The sequence below is a fragment of the Rubrivivax sp. JA1055 genome (genome assembly GCF_020966565.1).
In the GTDB taxonomy this organism is placed as follows: Bacteria; Pseudomonadota; Gammaproteobacteria; order Burkholderiales; family Burkholderiaceae_C; genus Rubrivivax; species Rubrivivax benzoatilyticus.
Genome location: NZ_JAJKFP010000006.1, coordinates 470,325 through 490,383 on the forward strand (window position 1 = coordinate 470,325; position 20,059 = coordinate 490,383).

At 63.2% G+C, this 20,059-nt stretch carries 16 protein-coding genes; 11 read left to right on the forward strand and 5 right to left on the reverse strand.

All coding sequences use genetic code 11. From position 1 onward, the window contains the following. Nucleotides 1–4: 4 nt before the first annotated feature. The 3 genes from LOC65_RS11555 (at nt 5) to LOC65_RS11565 (ending at nt 2,692) form a co-directional block, all read left to right on the forward strand. Nucleotides 5–667 carry a hypothetical protein gene (locus tag LOC65_RS11555; protein ID WP_230247573.1) on the forward strand — a complete coding sequence of 221 codons (663 nt, stop codon included), beginning with the start codon at nt 5–7 and terminating at the stop codon, nt 665–667. A gap of 12 nt (nt 668–679) precedes the next feature. Further along, entirely contained in the window at nt 680–892 is a 213-nt protein-coding gene (locus LOC65_RS11560; RefSeq protein ID WP_230247574.1) for a hypothetical protein, read from the forward strand. A 1,011-nt stretch (nt 893–1,903) separates the two neighbouring features. Further along, the gene (locus tag LOC65_RS11565; RefSeq protein ID WP_230247575.1) at nt 1,904–2,692 is read left to right on the forward strand and encodes a hypothetical protein; all 789 of its coding nucleotides are present in this window, start codon (nt 1,904–1,906) and stop codon (nt 2,690–2,692) included. 57 nt (nt 2,693–2,749) lie between these two features. On the opposite strand, the gene LOC65_RS11570 is transcribed toward LOC65_RS11565, so the two are convergent. After that, on the reverse strand, nt 2,750–2,950 hold the full coding sequence (locus tag LOC65_RS11570) for a hypothetical protein (RefSeq protein WP_230247576.1): 201 nt from the start codon (nt 2,948–2,950) through the stop codon (nt 2,750–2,752). A 494-nt stretch (nt 2,951–3,444) separates the two neighbouring features. On the opposite strand from LOC65_RS11570, the gene LOC65_RS19555 reads away from it, so the two are divergent. From LOC65_RS19555 to LOC65_RS11580, 3 genes are all read left to right on the forward strand, one after another. After that, the gene (locus LOC65_RS19555) at nt 3,445–3,657 is read left to right on the forward strand and encodes a DUF433 domain-containing protein (protein WP_405048253.1); all 213 of its coding nucleotides are present in this window, start codon (nt 3,445–3,447) and stop codon (nt 3,655–3,657) included. Nucleotides 3,658–3,703: 46 nt separating this feature from the next. After that, nucleotides 3,704–4,273, forward strand: coding sequence for an HAD domain-containing protein (locus tag LOC65_RS11575; RefSeq protein ID WP_310736922.1), 570 nt, complete (start codon nt 3,704–3,706; stop codon nt 4,271–4,273). 70 nt (nt 4,274–4,343) lie between these two features. After that, nucleotides 4,344–5,363 carry a DUF3883 domain-containing protein gene (locus LOC65_RS11580; RefSeq protein ID WP_230247577.1) on the forward strand — a complete coding sequence of 340 codons (1,020 nt, stop codon included), beginning with the start codon at nt 4,344–4,346 and terminating at the stop codon, nt 5,361–5,363. A 64-nt stretch (nt 5,364–5,427) separates the two neighbouring features. Here the strand turns inward: LOC65_RS11580 and LOC65_RS11585 are convergent, their stop codons facing one another. The 4 genes from LOC65_RS11585 to LOC65_RS11600 all read right to left on the reverse strand — a co-directional run bounded on the left by LOC65_RS11585 (nt 5,428) and on the right by LOC65_RS11600 (nt 8,599). Beyond that, nucleotides 5,428–6,669 carry a phospholipase D-like domain-containing protein gene (locus tag LOC65_RS11585; RefSeq protein WP_230247578.1) on the reverse strand — a complete coding sequence of 414 codons (1,242 nt, stop codon included), beginning with the start codon at nt 6,667–6,669 and terminating at the stop codon, nt 5,428–5,430. A 162-nt stretch (nt 6,670–6,831) separates the two neighbouring features. After that, a complete protein-coding gene (locus tag LOC65_RS11590; RefSeq protein WP_230247579.1) occupies nt 6,832–7,674 on the reverse strand; it encodes an ImmA/IrrE family metallo-endopeptidase in 843 nt (280 codons plus the stop codon). Then, a complete protein-coding gene (locus LOC65_RS11595) occupies nt 7,671–8,063 on the reverse strand; it encodes a hypothetical protein (RefSeq protein ID WP_230247580.1) in 393 nt (130 codons plus the stop codon). The genes LOC65_RS11590 and LOC65_RS11595 overlap by 4 nt, the downstream gene beginning before the upstream one ends. Continuing rightward, on the reverse strand, nt 8,060–8,599 hold the full coding sequence (locus tag LOC65_RS11600; protein ID WP_230247581.1) for a hypothetical protein: 540 nt from the start codon (nt 8,597–8,599) through the stop codon (nt 8,060–8,062). Before LOC65_RS11600 ends, LOC65_RS11595 begins: the two co-directional genes overlap by 4 nt. A 206-nt stretch (nt 8,600–8,805) precedes the next feature. Here LOC65_RS11600 and LOC65_RS11605 point away from each other — a divergent pair, with 206 nt between their 5' ends. From LOC65_RS11605 to LOC65_RS11625, 5 genes are all read left to right on the forward strand, one after another. Beyond that, nucleotides 8,806–9,750 carry a hypothetical protein gene (locus tag LOC65_RS11605; RefSeq protein ID WP_230247582.1) on the forward strand — a complete coding sequence of 315 codons (945 nt, stop codon included), beginning with the start codon at nt 8,806–8,808 and terminating at the stop codon, nt 9,748–9,750. Between the two features lie 295 nt (nt 9,751–10,045). Continuing rightward, complete coding sequence (locus tag LOC65_RS11610; protein ID WP_230247583.1) at nt 10,046–11,659, forward strand: glyoxalase superfamily protein; 1,614 nt, start codon at nt 10,046–10,048, stop codon at nt 11,657–11,659. Continuing rightward, nucleotides 11,659–15,789 (forward strand): hypothetical protein, encoded by a 4,131-nt coding sequence (locus LOC65_RS11615; RefSeq protein ID WP_230247584.1) that lies wholly within the window; start codon nt 11,659–11,661, stop codon nt 15,787–15,789. Before LOC65_RS11610 ends, LOC65_RS11615 begins: the two co-directional genes overlap by 1 nt. Nucleotides 15,790–15,981: 192 nt before the next feature. Continuing rightward, nucleotides 15,982–17,994 carry a hypothetical protein gene (locus LOC65_RS11620; RefSeq protein WP_230247585.1) on the forward strand — a complete coding sequence of 671 codons (2,013 nt, stop codon included), beginning with the start codon at nt 15,982–15,984 and terminating at the stop codon, nt 17,992–17,994. 397 nt (nt 17,995–18,391) lie between these two features. Beyond that, nucleotides 18,392–19,527, forward strand: a protein-coding gene (locus tag LOC65_RS11625; RefSeq protein WP_405048248.1) for an IS3 family transposase whose coding sequence is annotated in 2 segments (ribosomal slippage) — nt 18,392–18,653 and nt 18,653–19,527 — 1,137 coding nt in all. Because the reading frame shifts where the segments join, the coding sequence is not laid out codon by codon here. Nucleotides 19,528–20,059 lie beyond the last annotated feature (532 nt).

Sequence of the window (20,059 nt, forward strand, 5' to 3'; positions counted from 1 at the left end):
CGTGATGCTGCACATGTTCGAGCGCAAGCGAATTTGGCTGGCGACCGCAGCGTTGATGGCTGTATCGGCGATGTATTTCTACATCACCGAGGCGGGCGAGGACGGGGCGCCGGAGTCAGTTGCTTCAAAAGTCCGCCCGACATCAGTCAATTCGCTGTCCCAGGGTTATTTGGAAAAGTCGGCAAGTGCGGCACCAGGAGGACGAGGCGCATCTTCCCCGCAGACGCAGGCCAGTCTCTCGGGTGAGGTTCGCCGTCTCGCAAGCAGCGGGAACCCAAAGGACATCTTTGGCGCCTATCAGTTGATCAAGTACTGCGTGAATGTCTTGCAGTATGGCGAAGATGGCCGCGCTGCCTTTGATACCCCTGATGTCTCCGGTTCGGATTCAAATGTCAATCACCGCCGCCGCGAAGCGGCCAAGGCATGCGGCGATCTCACGAGCGAGGACTTGTCGCGACGCCTCGATCTCGTCGAGCGAGCGGCAATGGCCGGTGTGCCTGCGGCGGCGGTCATGATGGTTGCAGAAGGACCGAGTGGTCGGTCGGAGGCACTCGTTGACAGCTGGGATGATCCCCTGGTGCAGGACTGGCGTCGTCGGTCTGTCGAGTACCTACATCTGGCCGCGGATAACGGCGACGATCTTGCGCTGCAAAGTCTGGTGGCGTAATACGAGTCAGGCGTGGGAGTCATTGCCAAAAGGGATCTCGAGCGTGCGCTAGCGTTCGAAGTCGCGCGTCAGATTGTTTACGAGTCGGCTACCGGCAAAAAGGCCTGGGGCGGATCCTTTGAAATTTCTAAAATCAAAGAGGGGCTGTCGCCCGAGCGTGCGGCTGCAGCCGAGGCTTCAGGCAGGCAGTACGCGGAGCAGATTCTGAAAACGAGGACAAGGTGATGCGCAATCGGCGCAGAGTCAATGAATGACAGCCTTGGTGGGGCGCTTGAATCGGGTGTCTCCGGGCCCTGGGAACGGCTCCAGGACGCGACCCGTGCAGCCAAAAGCTCATTAGCGCAACGTCCGGCAGCCGGCGGTTCTCGGCAGGTAGCGCAAGATCAGGCGCGACCCGTGGCTGGGCACCGTGAGGCGCGCCGTAGCCAGAGGCCACGGGACACAGGGCCCGGCGCGGCATTAGCACGCGATTCCGGGTCGTTGTATGGGTCCGGCAACCAGTTGGCGGGTGCCGCCGTCGCGTGGGCAGAGTCGAACGCTGGAGAGATGTTCGACCACGCAGTCTGGGCGATAGAAGAACGTACGCCAAGTCCGCGTCTCACCGAACATTCCTTCGGAGAGCAATTTCTGGCAAGTGGAGCCCATCAGAGTCCAAAAGTGCCGCTATATTGCCGTTCCGCCCTCAGAAGGGGCAAATGCCACGCGACGCACCAATAGCGGCGAGCCCGCCTACGGGCCGGGCCCGGGCGCGCAGCCGAACCGTGTCATAGCCGCAATACCTCCACCAGGGCCCAGCATAGACGCTCGGGCTGCGAGCTCGGCCAGGTAACCCCTTCGCTGGACGTGACGGCTCCTGCTGCAATCGTCGGTTCCTACCTTCGATTTCAGGAGCCACCCATGTCGGAGCGTCCTGAGGACAGCTCTTTCAGCGAGCCCAGCGACAGGACCCCGCACGCCAGCGCGTACTGGGGCGCAGCCACGACCTATGCGAGCGCTCTGGTCGGTGGCGGTCCGAAGGGTGCCGCGGAGGCCATTGCGTGGGAGGCGTACCGCCGCGTTCTGGGCAGTGAGCCACTAACGGGGCGACCGGCATACGGCATGGGTCACCGTATGCGCCGGAGGCGATGCCAGGCCGGGCTCACCAACGCGACGATGGCGTCGTACTCAAACGCGGTCGACCTGCAACTCGCGTGGAACCGGGCCAGGCCGCTAATGCTTCGCTGCGGCGACCGATGGGTGAACTACGACGATGACCCGGACTTTGTGGAGTGGATTTCGCAGTTGCACTGGAAGTGGCGCCTGGGCTTCGAGAACCGATATGTGCCCTGGAACCCAACTCATGCATCTGCCCCTCGACTGTCCATCCCGCAGCTGGCCCCAATGCCGGATGAAATTCTCAGGGCCTACTTCAAGAGCCGAAAGTGGAAGCCACCCGGAAGTGGGGAAGGGTGCCTGCTGCCGGTCACAGCGCACCTTGTTGCACTGACATGCCAGCATCTGTTGGCGCTGCACTCCGCTCGAGACGCGTCGTTCGGCCAGCGTCACGTCGTCCGGCTCCTTCGGCTACTGCACAAGAAGCGCGGGCGAATTTACTTGACCCAAGAGCCGGTCCGCTACTTTGTCTCGGTCGTGCAGGAACCACTCGTTGTGGAGTCATCGGCACTTGAGGTCTGGCTCAAGCGCAACGTTCCCGGAGCTCGGGCGGTTCTTGAGTCGGTGACCAGCGCTATGACAAAGCCAGAGACCGCGTGGTCTCGGCTGAAAGCGCTATTGCCAAACCGGTTCTGCGTGCAGCACGCGTGCGGCCGGTGCGGTGTTGCGTACGGCGGCCGGGTGCAGGCGGTCGAGGCACAGCTCGCGCCGTTCGGTCCGCAATGCTGCTGTCAGTTGGGGTGGCGTAGCGCTCGAGTCACGGAGATACAGCGTCGACTTGAGGTCTGGGCGTTTGACCGGGCCCTGCAGCCTTGGGCAGAGACGCCGTTTCCCTTCATGGACTTCTTCCGGGAGGGGGGCGAGCTCAGCTAACACCAAACCACCGCCCCGTACTGACGCCATTCCTCCCGGGCGGGCAGTCGCGCTGGTCTAGCGCTGAGGCAGCTTTATGCCCTTGCTCTCCGCCCACGCCCTCACATCGAACGGCTGAACGTCGGCGAACCGCTGGAGTGGAACGTCTGCAGTCACGCCAGCAGGTGGAAGCGGCAGCCGGTCGTCGTGGTCTCCGGCATCGAGTTCTGCCACGAGGCGCTCGAGGTCGTCCGGAGGAAGTTGGACCTTGGAGGGCATGGAGAGCTTCTAGCTCCGAAGGTGACGCGAAGTCAACGCCGCCGGGCTCGAAGAGGTCATGTATCTGTTCTTGCATACAGCGCTGGTTATACATACAGTACCACTTCCCAGGAGGCAATCTATGCAGCCCACCTACCGCCAGCTCTACCACCCCAAGCCCGACCGGACGCCGGCATGGCTACGCCGGCTATGGACTTGGCTCTGACCGCCCTCACCACTCCTTCACCGTAGACCTCGCCAGGCGGCTCGGTCTGCGGACCGAGCACGCCCGTGAACGCACCGCTACTACCCGAAGTCCTCACCCGGCTCGCACCGAGCCCCCAAGCAGACCTTCCCCTAGCAGCAGACTGCGTGTTGCGCTACGTCTGGGAGAGCCGTTTTGGCTCGATGCTCATCGAGGTAAGGGAAGGGCAGGTGTCTGTGAACGGGGCGGTAGTGGCTCCTGTTGAGCCAAACCCGCCGTCACCGTTGAACCGAACGTGACCACACCCGACGTGCTGCTCATTCACCGGGACCCGGACGTCCTCGGTGGAACGGCCGTGTTCGTCGGCTCGCGCCTTCCGGTCACGACCCTGTTGGCCTGCTTGGACGCGGGCGACAGCTGGGAGCGAATCGTCGCGAGCTGGCCCTGGCTGACGGCTGCACACGTCCAAGCAGCTCGGCGCTGGGCTGCAGCCCAACAGCGGGGCTCGCCAGCCGCCGGATGACCTGCGGGAGAAGCCATTGACCCCAACAGTTCTTCCTGCAGAACACGTGTCTCCGCCCACCTTGTACCTTGGGATATCGGGAGTGCTTCACCCGGCCGAGTCGCTGTACACCATGCTGCATGGGAAGTCCCCATGGGACGACGGCCACTCGAGGTACGAGAGCGCCCCGGTGCTCGCAGCCGCCTTGGACCGGTGGCCAGCGGTGGAAATCGTCCTGACGTCAATGCTGCCGCGCGTGCAGGGCCTTGAGACGGTTCTCCAACAGCTGGGGTCATCACTCGCCAGACGCGTCGTCGGGTGCACGCAAGAAGACTTGACCAACCGGGTCAAGCGCACCGTGTCCACGAGAAGAGGAGGTGCTCGGACGGTTGGCTTCTCGACCAACGACTACCGGCGCATGAACAAGGCCGAAATCGTCACGACACACGTGGCGTGGCGCCGCCCCATTGCGTGGGTCGCCATCGACGACGAAGACATTCTTTGGCCGCGGGATGTTCGGCGCGACAGGCTCGTCCTGACGGACGAGTGTGTGGGCCTGGCCAGTGCGGAGGCGCAGGACCGCCTGCTGACCTTGCTCCTGGGCAACTTCGGGCCTGCATGTGGGCGCATTGCGTAGGCAACAGTGGCGCCACTACATTGACGGGCTGGGGCCTGTTCGTGGTGGTTGTGCGAGCGAGAGGGGGCGCATGCAGAACGAAGTCAATCCTGTTGTTTTCAAAGTCGTTGACGACCTCCGCGCGAACTCGCCCAAGTACAGCGTCACCGAGGTCATCAAACGCATGGGTGTGCGCGACGCAAGCGAGCACAGAGCTGACTACGTGTGGTCGCTCCCGGGCGGTGGCTACCTGCTGACCATCTGGTCCGAGTTTGTCCACGTGCATGCAAATGGCCGCTGGTTCTACGTTGAGACGCTTGACACGAAGACCCGCCTTGGCGGAGGAGCGCGCAGCCATCTCCAACAGATACGCGCGGAAGCTCGTGTGGCCGCGCTCCAGCAAATGCACGGCAGCCGCCAAGACTGTGCCGCTGTGCTTCAGATAAACCGGGTTCCGATAGCAGAACTAGAACAGAACAAAAACGCCGAAGTCGGTGTCCGCGTGAAGGACCCGGAGCGATGGCATGTCGCGCGCTGGGACGCCAGCAGGAATAGAGCCATCCTTGTTCGCGGTGCCGCCGGTTGGGCTCCGACCGATGCGGAAGTCGACGAGCATTTGGCTCGACGCCGGATGGACGGCGTGCTGAACGTTCAGGTTCAGGACAACGGCGCGACGGCAGACCCGCCTCCAGCGGAGCCTCCGAGCCCGCCGCCGACGCCGACAGAACCTCGATTGTGGTTTCCAGACCAAGAGCATCGAGACGCTGTCGAAGCTGCCTCGATGGCGCACATGACCACGTTCTACGAGGCGCAAGGCCTGGTCGTTCACGACGTGAGTGACAAGAACCTGGGCTACGACCTGCGGGTCGAGGACGCTGGTGCAATCCCTCGGCATTTTGTCGAGGTCAAGGGTACGTCGATGCCCATCGAGGGCTTCTTCATCTCACGAAACGAACGTCGTTGCGCCGAGCGCGAACCAGCCTGGTGCCTGGCCATCGTCACCAATGCGCTGACCATGCCGTCCGAACGCATCTACAGCGCGGCAGAGATGGAGGAACTGTTCAGCTTCGAGCCGTTGATATGGCGATGCGAGGCCAAGCCACGCCAATAGGTTTGCTTCGGCCCTGCGTGGAGCCCTCGACTGAGGGTAGGCGGCGGACAGCCGCGTTGGGCGCTTACCCTGGCCCGCCTTTGCCCTCGTAGTAGAGGGAGTCGAGCATCGCGGCACGGCAGTCCCATAGCCTCGCTTCGAGCCCTCCCTTCGCCCGCGGCGCCAGCCACCAAGGGCTCATACGGATAGGCTCGACGATGCGCTCCCAGAAGTTGTCCAGGTTGAGTGTGGAGTGGGCTACGACCAGAGCCTCGCAGAGTCCGCGCCGATTCTGGGAGTTGACTGCCACGAAGACATCGGGGCGTTTCAAGGCCAGCAGCCTCGACGCAACGGCGTAGCCACCTTGGTGTGCCTTTCCCTTGAACGTGGTCCGAAACTCGACGACGAACGCCTCGTACTGTGCCTGGGTGATGTCACCTACCAGCGGAATGTGGTCGAGGGCTACAGACAAACCGGCCGGGTCGTTGTTGACGAGGCTCTTGAAGTCTCCCTGCGGAAACATTGTTCCGAACCAGGCCCACTCAATGTCGTCGAGCCTTGGCTCGACCTTGCCGTAGGTACCCGCAATCGCCTTTCGCTCGTCTGGCTTCATCGCAGCGAACGTCAACCGCTTGGCGAAAAGCGTCCTTGCACGCTCCAACAGCACCAAGCGCTTCTCGAAGTCATGCCGGTCATCCGTCTTGACCCGACGAACAAACTCGCGCCAACTGATATCGAGTGGAGATGCCACCTTTGCGCCCTGGGCGGGCCGCTTCACGCGACGAAAGGTCCTGAGCTCAGCGTGATGTTGACGCTTCGCCTCGTATTGCCTTTCGTAGGCGAATAGGAAATCGTCGTCGATTGGCTCAGCGCCCTGCCAATTCTTCTCGATGAACTGCTGCACCTCCCGTAGGACGCTGTCGCTGCTGTCGCCTTCGATGAGAACGCTAGCCTCGACGTTTGAGCTAAACGCGCTCGACGTGAGGTTGTGGCTCCCCACGATGGCGGCCGCGCTGGCGCCGCTCTTGAAGAGGTAGACCTTCGGGTGAAACAGTCGCGGCTTGTCAGGCGCGACCACGCGTGCGCTCGGGAGGTCTGCAAGCTTCCGGAGGGTCGGCGGCGCCGTGACATACATGTGCGTCCCAACCACAGCCTGCGACACCTTGCCGGACTGGAGAAGGGCCTCTGTGACGTCGCCTTCAGTTGCCCACGCAACTGCGAGATTGATGTCGTTCGAGGTCTCGACAAGCCGCAACACCTCCTTCGCAGCTTGGCGTTCAGTCAGCATCCTTGTGGGCAAATTCACATCCTCCCCGTAGTTGGGCACCGTATGTGCCCGTACTTGGCTCAGGAACCAGAGGTTGTTCGTTCAGACCAGCTTGGCTTCGGCCAAGGCCTCAGCGACTTGCGGCGCATCCATTACGCCCCAGATACTGGTGCGATGGTCGGCTCTTGCCTGAGCCATGTCGGCTTCGATGCTCTCTCAAGACTACCTGGTAGCGCCGCGACGAGGCACATACGAACCTCTCTCGGTGTACTTGCGATTGCCAACGTTCCAGTCGAACCCGGCGTACAGCATCTCGGACTGCAAGTACAGGAGGACGAGCGCCGTGCCGTCGATGCTGCCAATGCACTGCTCCAGCACCTCGTACTTTCCTGCATCGTCGTTCTCGAACCAAGCATCAGCGGGCTGCTTGCCGAGGCCGCGACACTCCTTTCCGCTATTGACGAGGTCGTAGGTGAACGTGTCCTCGTCGAGCTTGCTCTTGAGGAACCAACGCTTCGGAATGTCCGCCGCAGGCAGGGCCCAACGTTTCCCATCCCTGCCGTAGCACGCAACGATGACTGGCAACATATTGATGCCGGCGAGCCGCAGCGCCGTCGCCATCATGCTGGTCTCGAAGTCTCCAGCTACCTTCGTGAGCTGCTGGAAGCTCGGTTGACCGAGCTGTGCAATCACTGGGTTGAACAGCGGCCCGGGCATCAGCAGGTGGGCCGCGAACGTGTCGGCTTCCTTTTCGAGTGCGCGGTCTGAGGCTAGATTTGCGCTGGGGTCCTCGACACGGCACTGGAACGAACGCCCGCGATGAAGATGCCAATGGCCAAGCTCGTGCGCCACCGAAAACCGCTCACGCCCGCGTACGCCTGACGGATTGACGGTCGCAATCGCACGGTCACGGTAGCCAACGAGGGAGGCCTCACAGCCGGTCATCGCTTCGTAGACCACCTCGACTTGCGAGTCGAATGCAATCGCTTCGACGTCCAATTCCTTGGGACTTGAGATGCCCAACTCTGCAACCAGCGCCTCAGCTCGCTGGCCAACAGACGTCACTTGCCTTCTCCGTCAACGTCCGACTCCAACGCCTTGAGCTGGGTGTACAGCTTGAGTGCCTCATCGTCCGAGAGCTCACCCAAGCTTCGTGCTGCCAGCGTATACCTGCCATCGTTCGCAGCCTTCGCAATGAACCGACGAGCCTCCTCCGCGGACACCGCAGCCGGTGTCGCAGCAGGTCGCTCATTCAGGGCCGCGAAGCCCGCCTTGGCCGCAGCAAGACGTGCGCGGCCAGCCTCGGCCTTGGCGGCTTGAAGCATACGTAGCCCGTTCTCCTTCGCTGCGGCCGGGTCAGCACCCTCCAGCACCTGGTCATCAGGCGTGGCAATCAGCTCGTCCACCAGGGCGTCGATGAACTTCTCGAATTCGTTGGTCGGCTTGGTCGTCATTTCGGTCTCCGGTCGGGGTCTAGCGCTGCGAGTCTGCGCAGCAGCCGATTTCGAGCCGCGTCATATTTCTTCTCATCCCAACCAAGTGCCTCGCGCGCTTCTGCACCTCGGAGCCCATCGGCCCACGCCATGGCGAGCATTTCCAGGTCCTCGTCGCCGCCGAATGCCGCGTACAAGGCTGCCATCTGCTGCTTGCCCGACGTCTCGTCTTCGGGCGTCACGGTCACCTTGCCGTGCGCCACCGGCGTCTTGTCGTCATCGTCGGCCTCGAACGGGTCCACGACCACGTTCTCGTCAATGGGGCTCGCCTCGTTGTGCTTCCGGGCGTTGCTCGAAATGCTGTGCATGGCGGTCTTGAGAACGACCAGCGGGTGCAGGCCCGGTCGCCAAACTCGCGTGCCATCGAGCAGCTTGAGCAACGTCTCCTGCAATAGGTCTCCCGGCTTCCAGCCGGTAAGGCCCCCGCAAAAGCCCGCAGCGATGAGCTCCGCGCGGCGCCACTCGGCCGCTGTGAAGGCCGCAAGTGCGGCTTCCACCTCGGCCCGGCTCAGGCGTTCTTCTGGTTCTGGGATAGCAGACATAGACGGGTCTCTCTCCCTGAGACTCCTCAGCGGCGGTGGGTGGACGCGGCCCCTGAAGAAATTATTTGTGCAGCCCGCGTCCACGATGCCGTCCTCGGGAGTCCTTTTAAGTGAGGGCAGGGCTTTTCGCCCCAACCAACAACCTGAAAGGAACCCGTTACATGCAGATTAACCGCAAAACCCGCAACATTGCCAAGTACCTCAACCACCTGCAACCCGGTGAGCTCTTCGTGCTGGGGCTGGCCATCCACACCGACACCCTGGAGCGCCTGAAGGAGCTTGGGTTTGACCTCCCGCTCGTTCCCGGCCAGCGCCTGCTGCCGTCGGCGAGCAAGGGACCGGCCAGCCGGCGGAACGCCGAGGGGTTCGACATCGTCCACCGCGACCAGCCGATGGAGACGGCCTACCGCCAAGTCGAGTGGCACTGGACTCAATTCGCCGGACGCTACGGCACCGAGGAGATGTCGAAGATAGTGGACGTGCCGTACCCGCGCTACCCGCGAACCCACGTCGCGCCGTACAGCGTCGAGCTGGAAATCAAGGTGCGCGCCGACGGCCAGGCCTTTGTCGTCGCCGGCCCGTTCGTCAACTCCGAAGCACAACTCGCGGCTGCCACGAACACTGCAAACACGCTGCGCGAGGTGCTCGGCGCGTTCGAGGTACTGGGCAAGGACCTGAGTAGCTGGGTCAGCGCGCCGGTGCGTCGCTTGCACTGGCAGCTGCTGCCTCCCGGCAAGAACCCCTGGGAGTCAGCCAAGCCGGCACTGGAGAAGATGGTCGAACGCGCACCCGTCGGCAACCAGGGCGTGCTTCGCGCTCGCCTCACCGCCGTCGGCGAGAAGAAGCCGGACTTCGTCGCGGTCGGCATCGGGGGCTTCGAGGGGTACACGGTGTTTGGCTTCGTCAAGCAACGGCTGTGCGTGCTGGAGTGCCCGCAGGTGAACAACGCCACCTATGTGCTGCCTATGGAGTCGTGGGAAGCCGTGTCGCAGATGACCAAGGCACATATTTTGGACGCCAATGCTCACAAGGCCCGCATCGTGCACACACGCTCCTGGTTCGATGCCTTGGACGAGGTTTTCAGTGCCGGCCGCAAGGCGGCCTAATGTGCATTCAGAGCAGGTCGGCGAGCTCTCGGCACGCAATGCCGCCGCCTTGAGTTCTGCGCGACGAACAGGGTAGGGTTGACACGCATGGATACTTGTACATACGATTCCACCGCAGTTCATAGCCGAACCGTAGGCAAGTTGGCGCCTGTCAGTGCACGCTAGCTCGGGAGGACACCCCGAGGACCGGCAAAGCCAGTTGAGTGCAGTACCCGAGACATTCCCGGCTAGGTGAACTCCTGGAAAGCCGGACAACGCGTGCCGTCCTAGATGCTTTCCGTTTGGAGCTCATCTCATGACAGCGCCTGCCTCGGACGCGGCCCAAGCCGCAAGCCATCTGCCTGAAGCCCAAGCGGCTGCCCTCTGGACCTTCGTCCACCTTCGAACCCCACGACTGACGTCTGCCGACGCGCTGAGCGTTGTGCAAGAACTGGCGCCCAGCGCCGGTGAAGACGTCAAGGCCGTCGCCAAGCGGCTTCGCAGCCTCCTGTCAGCGCGCGGCGTCGCCCTGAAGCACACGCACGCGCTCGATGCGGCGGCCCGGCTACTTGGCCACCAGAACTGGCATGTAGCCGCGCGGAAAGCGGTTCCAGCACCCCTGGAACTCGTGTGTGCCTACAGCGCCCTGAACCGCAGCGTTCGTGACTGGGAGGATGGCATCCAGGTCCTCAGCGACTGCTGTGAGGGTGTCTGGATTGGCGGAGGCCTGCGTGTCTACCACATCGCGTTCACACCCACGTCGGTCAGCTTCGACACGCCGCTGTCGACCTGCCACGACTCCAATGGGCGTGTCGTCCCCTACGCACAGCTGCGGTGGACAGGCGACCAGGGCGAACAGTTGGCCGCGGCAATAAACGGAGTCGAAACGCTTCGCCGCCGCTACGAAGAGACGGGCAAAGGCATCGTTAACGGATTGGCGGCAGCTCAGTTCTGCCTCCAGAACCCTCAACCTGACGCCCAAGCCGATGACCCTGCCAATTCCGAACTGGTGGTCGTCGACGCCAAGCCCGGCCCTGGCTTCGAGGACGAAGTTGCCCGCGGCGACGAGGTGAAGTGCTGGTCGGAGCTCGAGTTCTTGCATCCCAAGGACACGACTCCAAGCTACGGCCTTGATGGCGCTGTCTGGGCCGTCGGGCAATCACGGTATCAGTGGCACCTTTCAACCGTGAGATACGCCGGCGTTGTTCCGGGTGTCGTGTCACGACCGCTGACTGTCGCCGAAAGTACCAAGCTCTTCCGTCGGCATCAACTCGCGCTGCGGCACGGGTACTACCTGGTGAGCGAGGACAGAGTAAAGGCCTTGAGTTCGGTGTCCATTGAACGCGAGGGTATCGACGTCGACTGGCGCAGGGTCAGGGAAGAGGGGTTTGGCGGCGGACGTGGGAGCCCGGAGCTCGAGGAGGTGTACGAGCGACTGTCCAAACGCGGGCGGCTCACTGTCGAAGGGGTGGTTCGGCTTGCCAACATGCTCAGCATCCGTAATCCGGCGGAGTTGGCCCGCAAACCCAAGCGTTCCGAACTTCAGTTGCTGCGCACCGATGAGCTCCTTCGTGCGTTGGTATCTCGGGTGCAAGATGTCACCTTCGAAGTGCCAAGACGAATGCCCGACGAGCTGGTCAAGAAAGTGGATGACGCCGTGACAGGGCTCCTCACTGCGCTGAAGAACGATGTCGTCTTCACCGACGGGGAGGTGCGTCAAGCGTTCCCTCGGACCTCGCCGTACATGGTCTACGCCAACCAAGGCAAGGAGTTGCTGGCGCGGCTCAACGAGCTGGGGCTGGTGGCATACGCTGGCGTGTACAACAAGGTCTCCCCGGTTAGCGGTTTCGCCAATCACGACGACGACACTGCGAAGATGAAAGTCGAGCGTGTACTGTTCCTCGACATCGACTTCGCGGAGGTGGTGTGATGGGCCGCGAAAAAACTCCCCGAACCGCCAGCCACCTATTTCAGCGAGGCTTCCTCGAGCCGTACCTGCGCGCGGGCGACAAGCCCTTCATCAAGCTGCTGAACTGGTACACCGGCTTCGGTAAGACGTACACAGCGGCGCTGTTCGCCATCGACCTCTACGTCAACTGCGACGTCATCCCTGTCTTCATCGCGCCGCTGCAGTCGCTTGTAGCCGGATTCGGCGAGGAACTGAAGGAGCACAACGAGAGCCGGGAGTACGCCGACCACATTGAGGACGCCATCAAGGCGCGCGGGGCCTCGCTGCCGTTGCACCGGCTGTACTCGGTCGACTACCACCTGAACGACCGAACGTTCTTCAAGGCGGCGCTCGACCTGGTCGAGTGGCTCGAAGCCAATCCCGCTGTCGCCGCCAGGCTCGAACGGTCGGAAAAGCAGGCCGACACCGACAAAGGCTTGGCCGCGCGCCTAGCGGAACTGCGCAGCAAGTGCACGGTTTGCCACGCGTCGCAGTTTCTGGCGATGTCGCCGACTGACGACACTTACGAGGACACCAAGGCCGCATACCTGAAGGCTGCCCGCCGGGCGAGGGCGCTTGCGGAGAGCCTCACACGTCAGCTCATCATGCTCGACGTCTCGTCCCGCAGAGCTGAAAACCCGGCCGAGCGCTACATGCAAGCCGCCCCAGTAGCGGACATGGTCAGGCGGCTGCATCCGCTTCAGGCATTCCTCGACAACCCAGGCGTCATCGTGAGCACGGCGTCGAAAGCGCAGGTGGGCCAGGAGGTCTACGCCTTCGACAACGCCAAGGGCAAGTACATCTGGCACAAGTTCGAGAACCTGCCGCTCTTCCTGGAGAAGCTGAACGAGGACGACAGTCAACTGGGCCGGATGGTGTCTCGTCGGCCGGACTCCGCCCGCGTCGTCACGTTCGTGGACGAGGAGGAGGACTCGTACTGGTACCTGTTTGACCAGCGGAAGTCGGTCGTCAACTCCGAGGGCCGCAACGACCTCAACGTCGTCATCACAGAGTTCTTCACCTACTTCGACCTGAAGTGGCCGCTGGGCTTCGAAGGGCGAGGCGGCACCGACCTGAAGCTGGCCGGCAAGGTCTACGACCACCTCGAACACTTTGCAGAGATTGCAGAGGCGGTGAACCGAGAGTTCAAGCTGGAGAGCGAGGCCAAGGGCGCCAAGTTCATCTCTGACGCTCGCCGTGTCGAAATCTTCCGCAAGCAGCTTGCGGCCAAGCACGCATCGACGGAAGCACGGTTCGACGACGACAAGGACCTCCTACAGGTTCTGCAGCAGCTGCACGACAAGAACGACGTCCAGAACCAGTTCAAGCGCTTCAAGCAGAAGGCTCGCGTCCTAGCGCAGCTCCGGGATTACGTTCGCAAGATTCGACCGCCCAAGCGAGGCGAGTACGAGACGTTCCGCGACCTGCGCGACCTGGTCTTCGACAAGAAGTACTTCACCATGAGTCGGTCGACCTACGGTGAAGTGCTGGACCAGCCTGGCCAGACCTTCTTCAACGAATCGGCCAGCGTCATGGACACCGAGTTCCTGAAGCAGGTCGAACTTCGCCGGGACACGGCCCACCAGACCGTCCGGCTGCATTACCACGAGGGCGAGGTCCCGGCTGACGCCTATACGCTGCTGCACTACCTCGAGTTGGTGCTGTTCGTCGCTCGCGTCCTGGCCGTTCGGGAGGGTGAGGGCGCTGTCGAGTTCGCGAAGGACGACATCGACCGGTACCCCAACCTCTACAAGTTCCGGAACGACGTCCGCCGGTTGTTCAAGGACCCGGTGACCACCGAAGGCTTGGCGAACGAGACCAGCAGCGACGAGCTGCTGACCGATGCCTTCTTCTTCAGCAACACCAAGAGCGTGGTCACGCTGGAGGAGAGCCGACGACAGGCAGAGGAGTACAACCTTCCGGCCGACGTCAGCCTGACGCTGACCATCACGACCCTGCGCGCCACCCCCGAAGAGGACATCGTCCACGCCTTGGGTCGCAGCAATGGCGTGTACCTGATGAGCGCTACCGGCGGTCTCGCCACGGCGTCGTCGGGTGCGTTCAACGTCAATCAGCTCCGTCGGGTTCTCCAGGCCAAGGACGGCGTATTCAGCGAAATGACCGACGAGGAGATGGACATCGTCTCCCAAGAAGCGCGCCGACTCCTGGAAAAGCGTGAGCGGCACGTCACCATCCTCGACGACAGCGACCCGGCCGCCAGGTTCGGCGTCTCGTCGGGCTACCGCGGCCTGGTCGACCAGTTCAAGCAGGCCATTCCGAAGAAGGACGAGCCGGGGTACACGCTGCTCAACCGGCACAAGCACAACGAAATCGAGGGGCTGGTGGCAAGCCTTGACCGGCTGTTGGCGAGCGACATGCGCTCGGGACTCGTGCTCTGCCAGACGGTGTCGCGCATCCAGAAGTGCCTCGTGCGGCTCGCGAACATGGAGGGTGGGTGGGTCCAGCAGAAGGACACCACGGGCAACCACTTTGTCATCAAGGCGCGGATGCTTCCGGCTTACCGCAAGGCGGGCAGCAACGAGGACATCACGCTCATCCTCTACAACGGCCCTCGCTTCCGAAAGCGCGACGCCGGCAAGACCGGGGCAGTGCAGGAGGCCGATGACGCGGGCCAGTTCAGTCAGGACCTGATTGATGCGCTGGATATTTCCCGCAAGAAAGTCTTGCTATGGACCGCGTACAAGTCGGCTTCGCGGGGCATCAACTTCGTGACGACGCGAGACGGCAAGGAGCAAGACTTCGAGCTGTTCTGCTTGCTGAACGACCCGTACTACACCCGGCACACGCGCGTGGCCAGCAGCGGCTTCTCGATGGAGATGTTCCAGAGCTTTGCTCAGGTCATCCGCGACGAGAACGAGGATTGGGCCGTGATGTCCCGCGGCGACCTGCTGTTCCAGTACTCCCGCAACCGCTGGAAGCGCCTGCGCAAGGAACACGTCATCGACATCACTCGTACGGTGTTCCAGGCCCTCGGACGCGGGGAACGTCGGCCCCACGAGGCGATGCCCCGTCAGCTGGTGCTGTTCAGCTCCGAAGCGGCTCGAACGGTCCACCTGGGCTTGCGGCACGCCGAGGAACTGCGTCGCCGAGCTTCGCCCACACAACGAGCAGTGCTGGCCGAGCTCGAGCGACACAACGTCGAGACGGCAGTTTTCCAGACGCAGGAGGAGCGCAAAGCGAACGCCGCCGCCAGTCTCAAGCGGGCCGTAGCCTTCCGCGCGTTCACGAGCGAGATGCCGAAGCGGTTCCGCTCGGACCCGGCAGCGCGCTCGACTTGGACCACGCTCTTCGACTCGCTGATGTTCGAGGACCCGGTCAAGTACCTGGCCAAGCTCGAGGCCGCGGGCGTGCCGGATGCGTTTCGCGAGGGCTGCTACATGACCGTGCCGGTGACTGCCGAGCCGTTCATTCGCGAGGTCTCGATGGCCGGGATGACCGAGACCGTCATCACCGATGCGTTCGACGGCACCGATACCTACGACTGGATTGGCAGCTTGGCACCGGACGGACTGGTTGCCCACATGTCGCCGAAGACTCGGGCGCTGCTGCGCGCGTGGAAGGGCTTCGACATCGAGACGGCTGCCGGCAAGGCCAAGATGTTCCCGCAGCCCTGGTTCGTCACTGAAATCATGAAGGGCTACATCGCCGAGCTCGAGTTCGAGCAGTACGTGCAGGTCCAGTTCGGGCTTTCGTCCGAGCAGCTGGCCCTGGGCGGCGGGGAGCTGCAGTACCTGCACCCCTCCAACCATCCGCTCTACGCCGAGCTGTACCAGCTCTACGACTTCTACTTCCAGGTCGGCGACGATTCGGTAGTGGCCGTGGACATGAAGAACTGGGCGAGAAGCACCGACCGGCTCAAGAAAGTCGAGTTGCAGCAGGAGGCCACGGACAAGCACGAGCGCCTCCGCGCGCTGTTGCCCGACAAGACCGTGCACGCGGTCTACGTCAACCTGTACGGTGCGCACAAGCACACCGTCAGGCATCCTCCCAAGGGCAGCATTCGCTTCATGTCGTTGTTCGTGCCGAACACCTCCGGCGTCGAGTCCTGGATTGCCAACGAGAACCTCGCGGGCGTCTTGCTCGCCCGCTAGCAGATGCCCATTCGATGCCTTGATGAGAAGGCGGCAGTTGCCCGCCTGAGTTCAATCCGCTTTCGCTGCAGCACAGCCGAGGCCGCTCAGCGGCTCGCCGAATGGCAATCGCGCACCGGCGGGTTTGTCGTTCCCATCGCGATACCACTCCCCAAGTCACCGCCAGCTGCTGGTGGCGAGGACACCTCTGGGGTGGCCTTCTTCAAGGACCGTGCCAAGCAAGTTAGAGCAGCCATCGCTGAGGCCCTCGGGCTTGACGCGGGCAAAGCCGCGAAGCTCACGTTCACGATGAGCTCGAAGGACGCTTGGTATCTCGGGCCGCGCCCTAACCTCGACTACGCGACGATGATGGCCGCGGTTGCGGGTGCTCCGGCCAAGTTCATCGAGCTGATGCTTCAGCGAGAGCTCATCGAGGCTGCAGCCTTCGAGGCTGACCACACCTTTGTGACGGGCGGCTTCGGTCCTGGCGTGTTTCTGGGCAATGCCGGCCAGGCCGTGAAGCGGCGGCTCCACCTCGCCGAAGCGAATTTCAGTGTCAATCCGAAGCATGGCCTGCTGGTGTGCGACGTGACCTCGAAGGTCTTCGCCCGTAAGACGAAGGCTTCCGGGGAAAGTGCTTCGGCGGCGACCCTGGCTCTCGACGCAGGCGAGGGGTACATGGTCAACGTGTCCCGGTTGGTACCTGACGATTTCTTCGAAGTCGACGCACGCCGCTACCCCCTGGAGGGCGTCAGTCTGGATACGGTCAAGATTCGTCAGAGCCGCCTCTACTACTTGAACGTCCTGACCGAGTTTGCCTGGGGCCTGTTCGAGAAGGCTGGCGTGCCCGTAGACCGGGACACGTTCGTCGCGTCGCACTGCGTCGACGAGGGCTACATCCCCCTCGACCCCATCGCCAACCTGATGCACCCTCTCGAGGTGGTCAACGCATCAGGACAGCCCATGGACGGTGAGGCCCTGAAGCCGCTGAGTCGGTTCTCCGACTTCTTCCCCGACGGATATCACGTCGCCGGCAACAAGAAGGCGCACTTTGTCGCGCCGGTGGTACGTGCCGCAGAGGGCGTCCCTTCTGCGCTGCAGGACCGAGTGAACTACCTATTCTTGAACGGGGAGGGCGACGAGGAGAACGGCACGGTTCGCATGTCGAAGCCAGGCGCTACGCATGACTGGAAGCCGGCGCGGGCGAGCCAGGCATACGCCGCCCTGGCGCGCGGAGATGCTGTGGCCGACCCGTACACCGAGTGCAAGTTCAAGCACCTCATGGCGTGCGACACCGTCCGCGTCAGCATTCAGGGATTGGACTTCTCGCCGGCGTCATTGGCTTCCATGCTGCCCGGCAAGGCGAACGCGGCCGACCGACAACTGCAGGAGGCGCTGAAACGGTGCCTGGTGGAGCTTTCGCTCAAGGAGAGCCTGCTTGGGCACAAGCCGGTTCCAACTCCGGCGATGCCGGCAGAGCTGCAACCTGCATCGCTGACGCTGATTGCGACGAGACAAATCCGTATGCCGGGCCGCCAACCTCGCAAGCAGCTGGTCTCCGCCGTCGACGTCACGCTGAGGGAAAACGGCATCGCTGTCGACAGAGTCTGCCGGTCACCGTGGTCGTCTGCTGACCTGGCGGCGATTGACTTCGTCAGCGAGTTCCCCTTCCTGCAGCCGGAAGGCAAGGAGTGGATACGAGACGGGCAATTCTGGGTCGTCGACCGCCACAACGGGGAGAGATTGACCGTGTGGTCGGGCGCCTTCGTACCGCGCATCATCCTCAACGACCAGTACGCCGGAATTGAGGCCGCACTGGCCGCGCAGGATGACTTCCTCGCGGCTCAGCGCGCGGAAGGTGGAGGGCGGTACTACTCAAAGGGCCGAGATTTCAACCTCCTGCCGTATTACATGTCGATGTACCGCCCGGGAGAGGCCGTGCGCGGTGAGCGCACTGGCACCAGAATTCCGGTACAAGACTGCGGCGCATTCGTCCGCGTCTTCGTCCCACCCGAAGGCGGCATCAACGGTTCGGGAGACTCCTTGTCGGGCATGCGCGACGTCGTGCTGCATGCCGCCGATGGGGCGCCAGTGCAGTCTGGGCTGCTCGACCGCCGACTGGTGCAGCTCTACCTGCACACAATGACCAATGGCGTGCTGGTCGGCGGCGACAACTCGAAGATGAGCGTCTTGGAGAAGCTGGCTCGGCTGGCACTCGAAAACTGAGCGCGTGGCCCTGTAGACAAACTTGCGCAGTCGACATCATCATCTGACCGATGCGGCTTGGCCTCACAACCAGCGTGACTGTTGATGCACTGCAGCGACGCGAGATGCGTTGTGCAGAGCAGACAGGTCTGCGTGCGACTGCCGCCCCGGAGAGTGTGCGGCAGGCGCCGCCTTCCGCACGTCTTGCTGCGCTTGAATGCGAGGTAGAGCTGGGCTTGCGAGACGCTCGGAGTTTGGTGGTGATACCGGCAAACCTGGCTAGGGCCGCTACAGTGACCTTTCCTGCGGAGGCGTTCGGCAAGCCCGAGCCCTAGTGACGGGTGTCTGTGTGACCTGCTCCCCTCCAGCCGTACCAAGGAAAAGGAAGTGAAGTCCGCTCATCAGGAGAATGACGGACATGAGGAAGAGCAAGTTCAGCGAGGAACAGATCATCGGGTTCCTCAAGCAGGCCGAGGCCGGGATGGCGGTGGCGGAGATCTGCCGTCGAGGCGGGTTCAGCGACGCGACGTTCTACAAGTGGCGCTCGAAGTTCGGGGGCATGGAGGCGTCGGACGCCAAGCGGCTGCGTGAGCTCGAGGAAGAGAACGCCAAGCTCAAGAAGCTGCTGGCCGAGGCGCACCTGGACATGCACGCGCTCAAGAGCGTTCTCGGGGTAAAGCGCTAGCCCCACGGGCCAAGCGCGAGGCGATCAGCCGGCTGGTGCAGGAGCACCAGCTGTCAGAGCGCCGAGCGTGTCGTCTCGTGGGGCTCTCCCGCGACAGCTACCGACATCCACCCGAGGCCGATGCCGCCACACGCGAGTTGGCGGCGCGGATCGTGGAGATCGCGCACGTGCGGCGGCGCTTCGGCTACCGGCGCATTCACGACCTGCTGCGCCCGGAGTTCCCTGGCGTCAACCACAAACGGGTGTGGCGGCTGTACGCCGCTGCGAACCTGGCCGTGCGCAAGCGCAAGAAAGTGCGGCGCCCGCCGGCCGAGCGCGTGCCGCTGCAGGCTGCACGCAGCGTCAACGAGGTCTGGAGCATGGATTTCGTCAGCGACAGCCTGGCCAACGGGCGACGCCTGAAGTGCCTGACCGTGGCCGACGACTTCAGCCACGAGTGTGTGGACATCGCCGTGGACTACGGCATCTCAGGCGAGTACGTCACGCGGCTGCTGGACCGGGCGGCGGTGTTTCGGGGCTATCCCGCTGCGGTGAGAACCGACAACGGCCCGGAGTTCACCAGCCGCGCGTTCATCGCCTGGGCGCAACGACACCACATCCGCCACCTGCTCATCGAGCCGGGCCGGCCCATGCAGAACGGCTACATCGAGAGCTTCAACGGCAAGTTCCGCGACGAGTGCCTCAACGAGCACTGGTTCCAGTCGCTGGCGCAGGCCCGGCAGACCATCGCCGCGTGGCGGCGCGACTACAACGAGGTGCGTCCGCACAGCAGCATCGGCCGCATCGCACCGGCACGCTTTGCCGAGCAGCAGCGCCGGCATGCCGGCGCTGCTGCTCAACACAGCCCGGTCATACCCGAGATCACGTAACCTTCAACCAGGACTCCTTCCGAATCGCTGGTATGGCGGAAGGGGGCAGGTCAGCCACGAAGAATCAAAGACTTGGCGGCGAAACCTCTATGTCTCCACCCACGCTATTGCTTGGCAGGGGTGGTCGAACAAGAGACCTGGCCGGGACGTGATGCAATAGTTGACATAATATACATTGTCGCCGTTCCCAGGATGAGAAAGCCTGACGCGACATGACGTTGCAACTGTTCAGCATCGAGCATGCCCCGCATGCGCTCCCACTTTGGGAAACCGTGCTGGACGACCTCGGCCGGCCGCCGCCCGCGCGCGTCGGGCGCGCGCTGGGCGTCGGCACGTCCACGGTCTACCGCTGGAACGCCAGCGGCAACGCGCCACGCATGGCGGTGCTGGCGCTGTTCTGGCTGACCCGCTGGGGCCGCTCCGCCATCGACGCCCAGGCGACGAACGACGCCATCACCGCCGTTCAACTGGCCCGGGCTCTCGCCGAGGAACGCCAGCAGCTACGCGCGCAGGTCGCCGACCTCGAAGACCT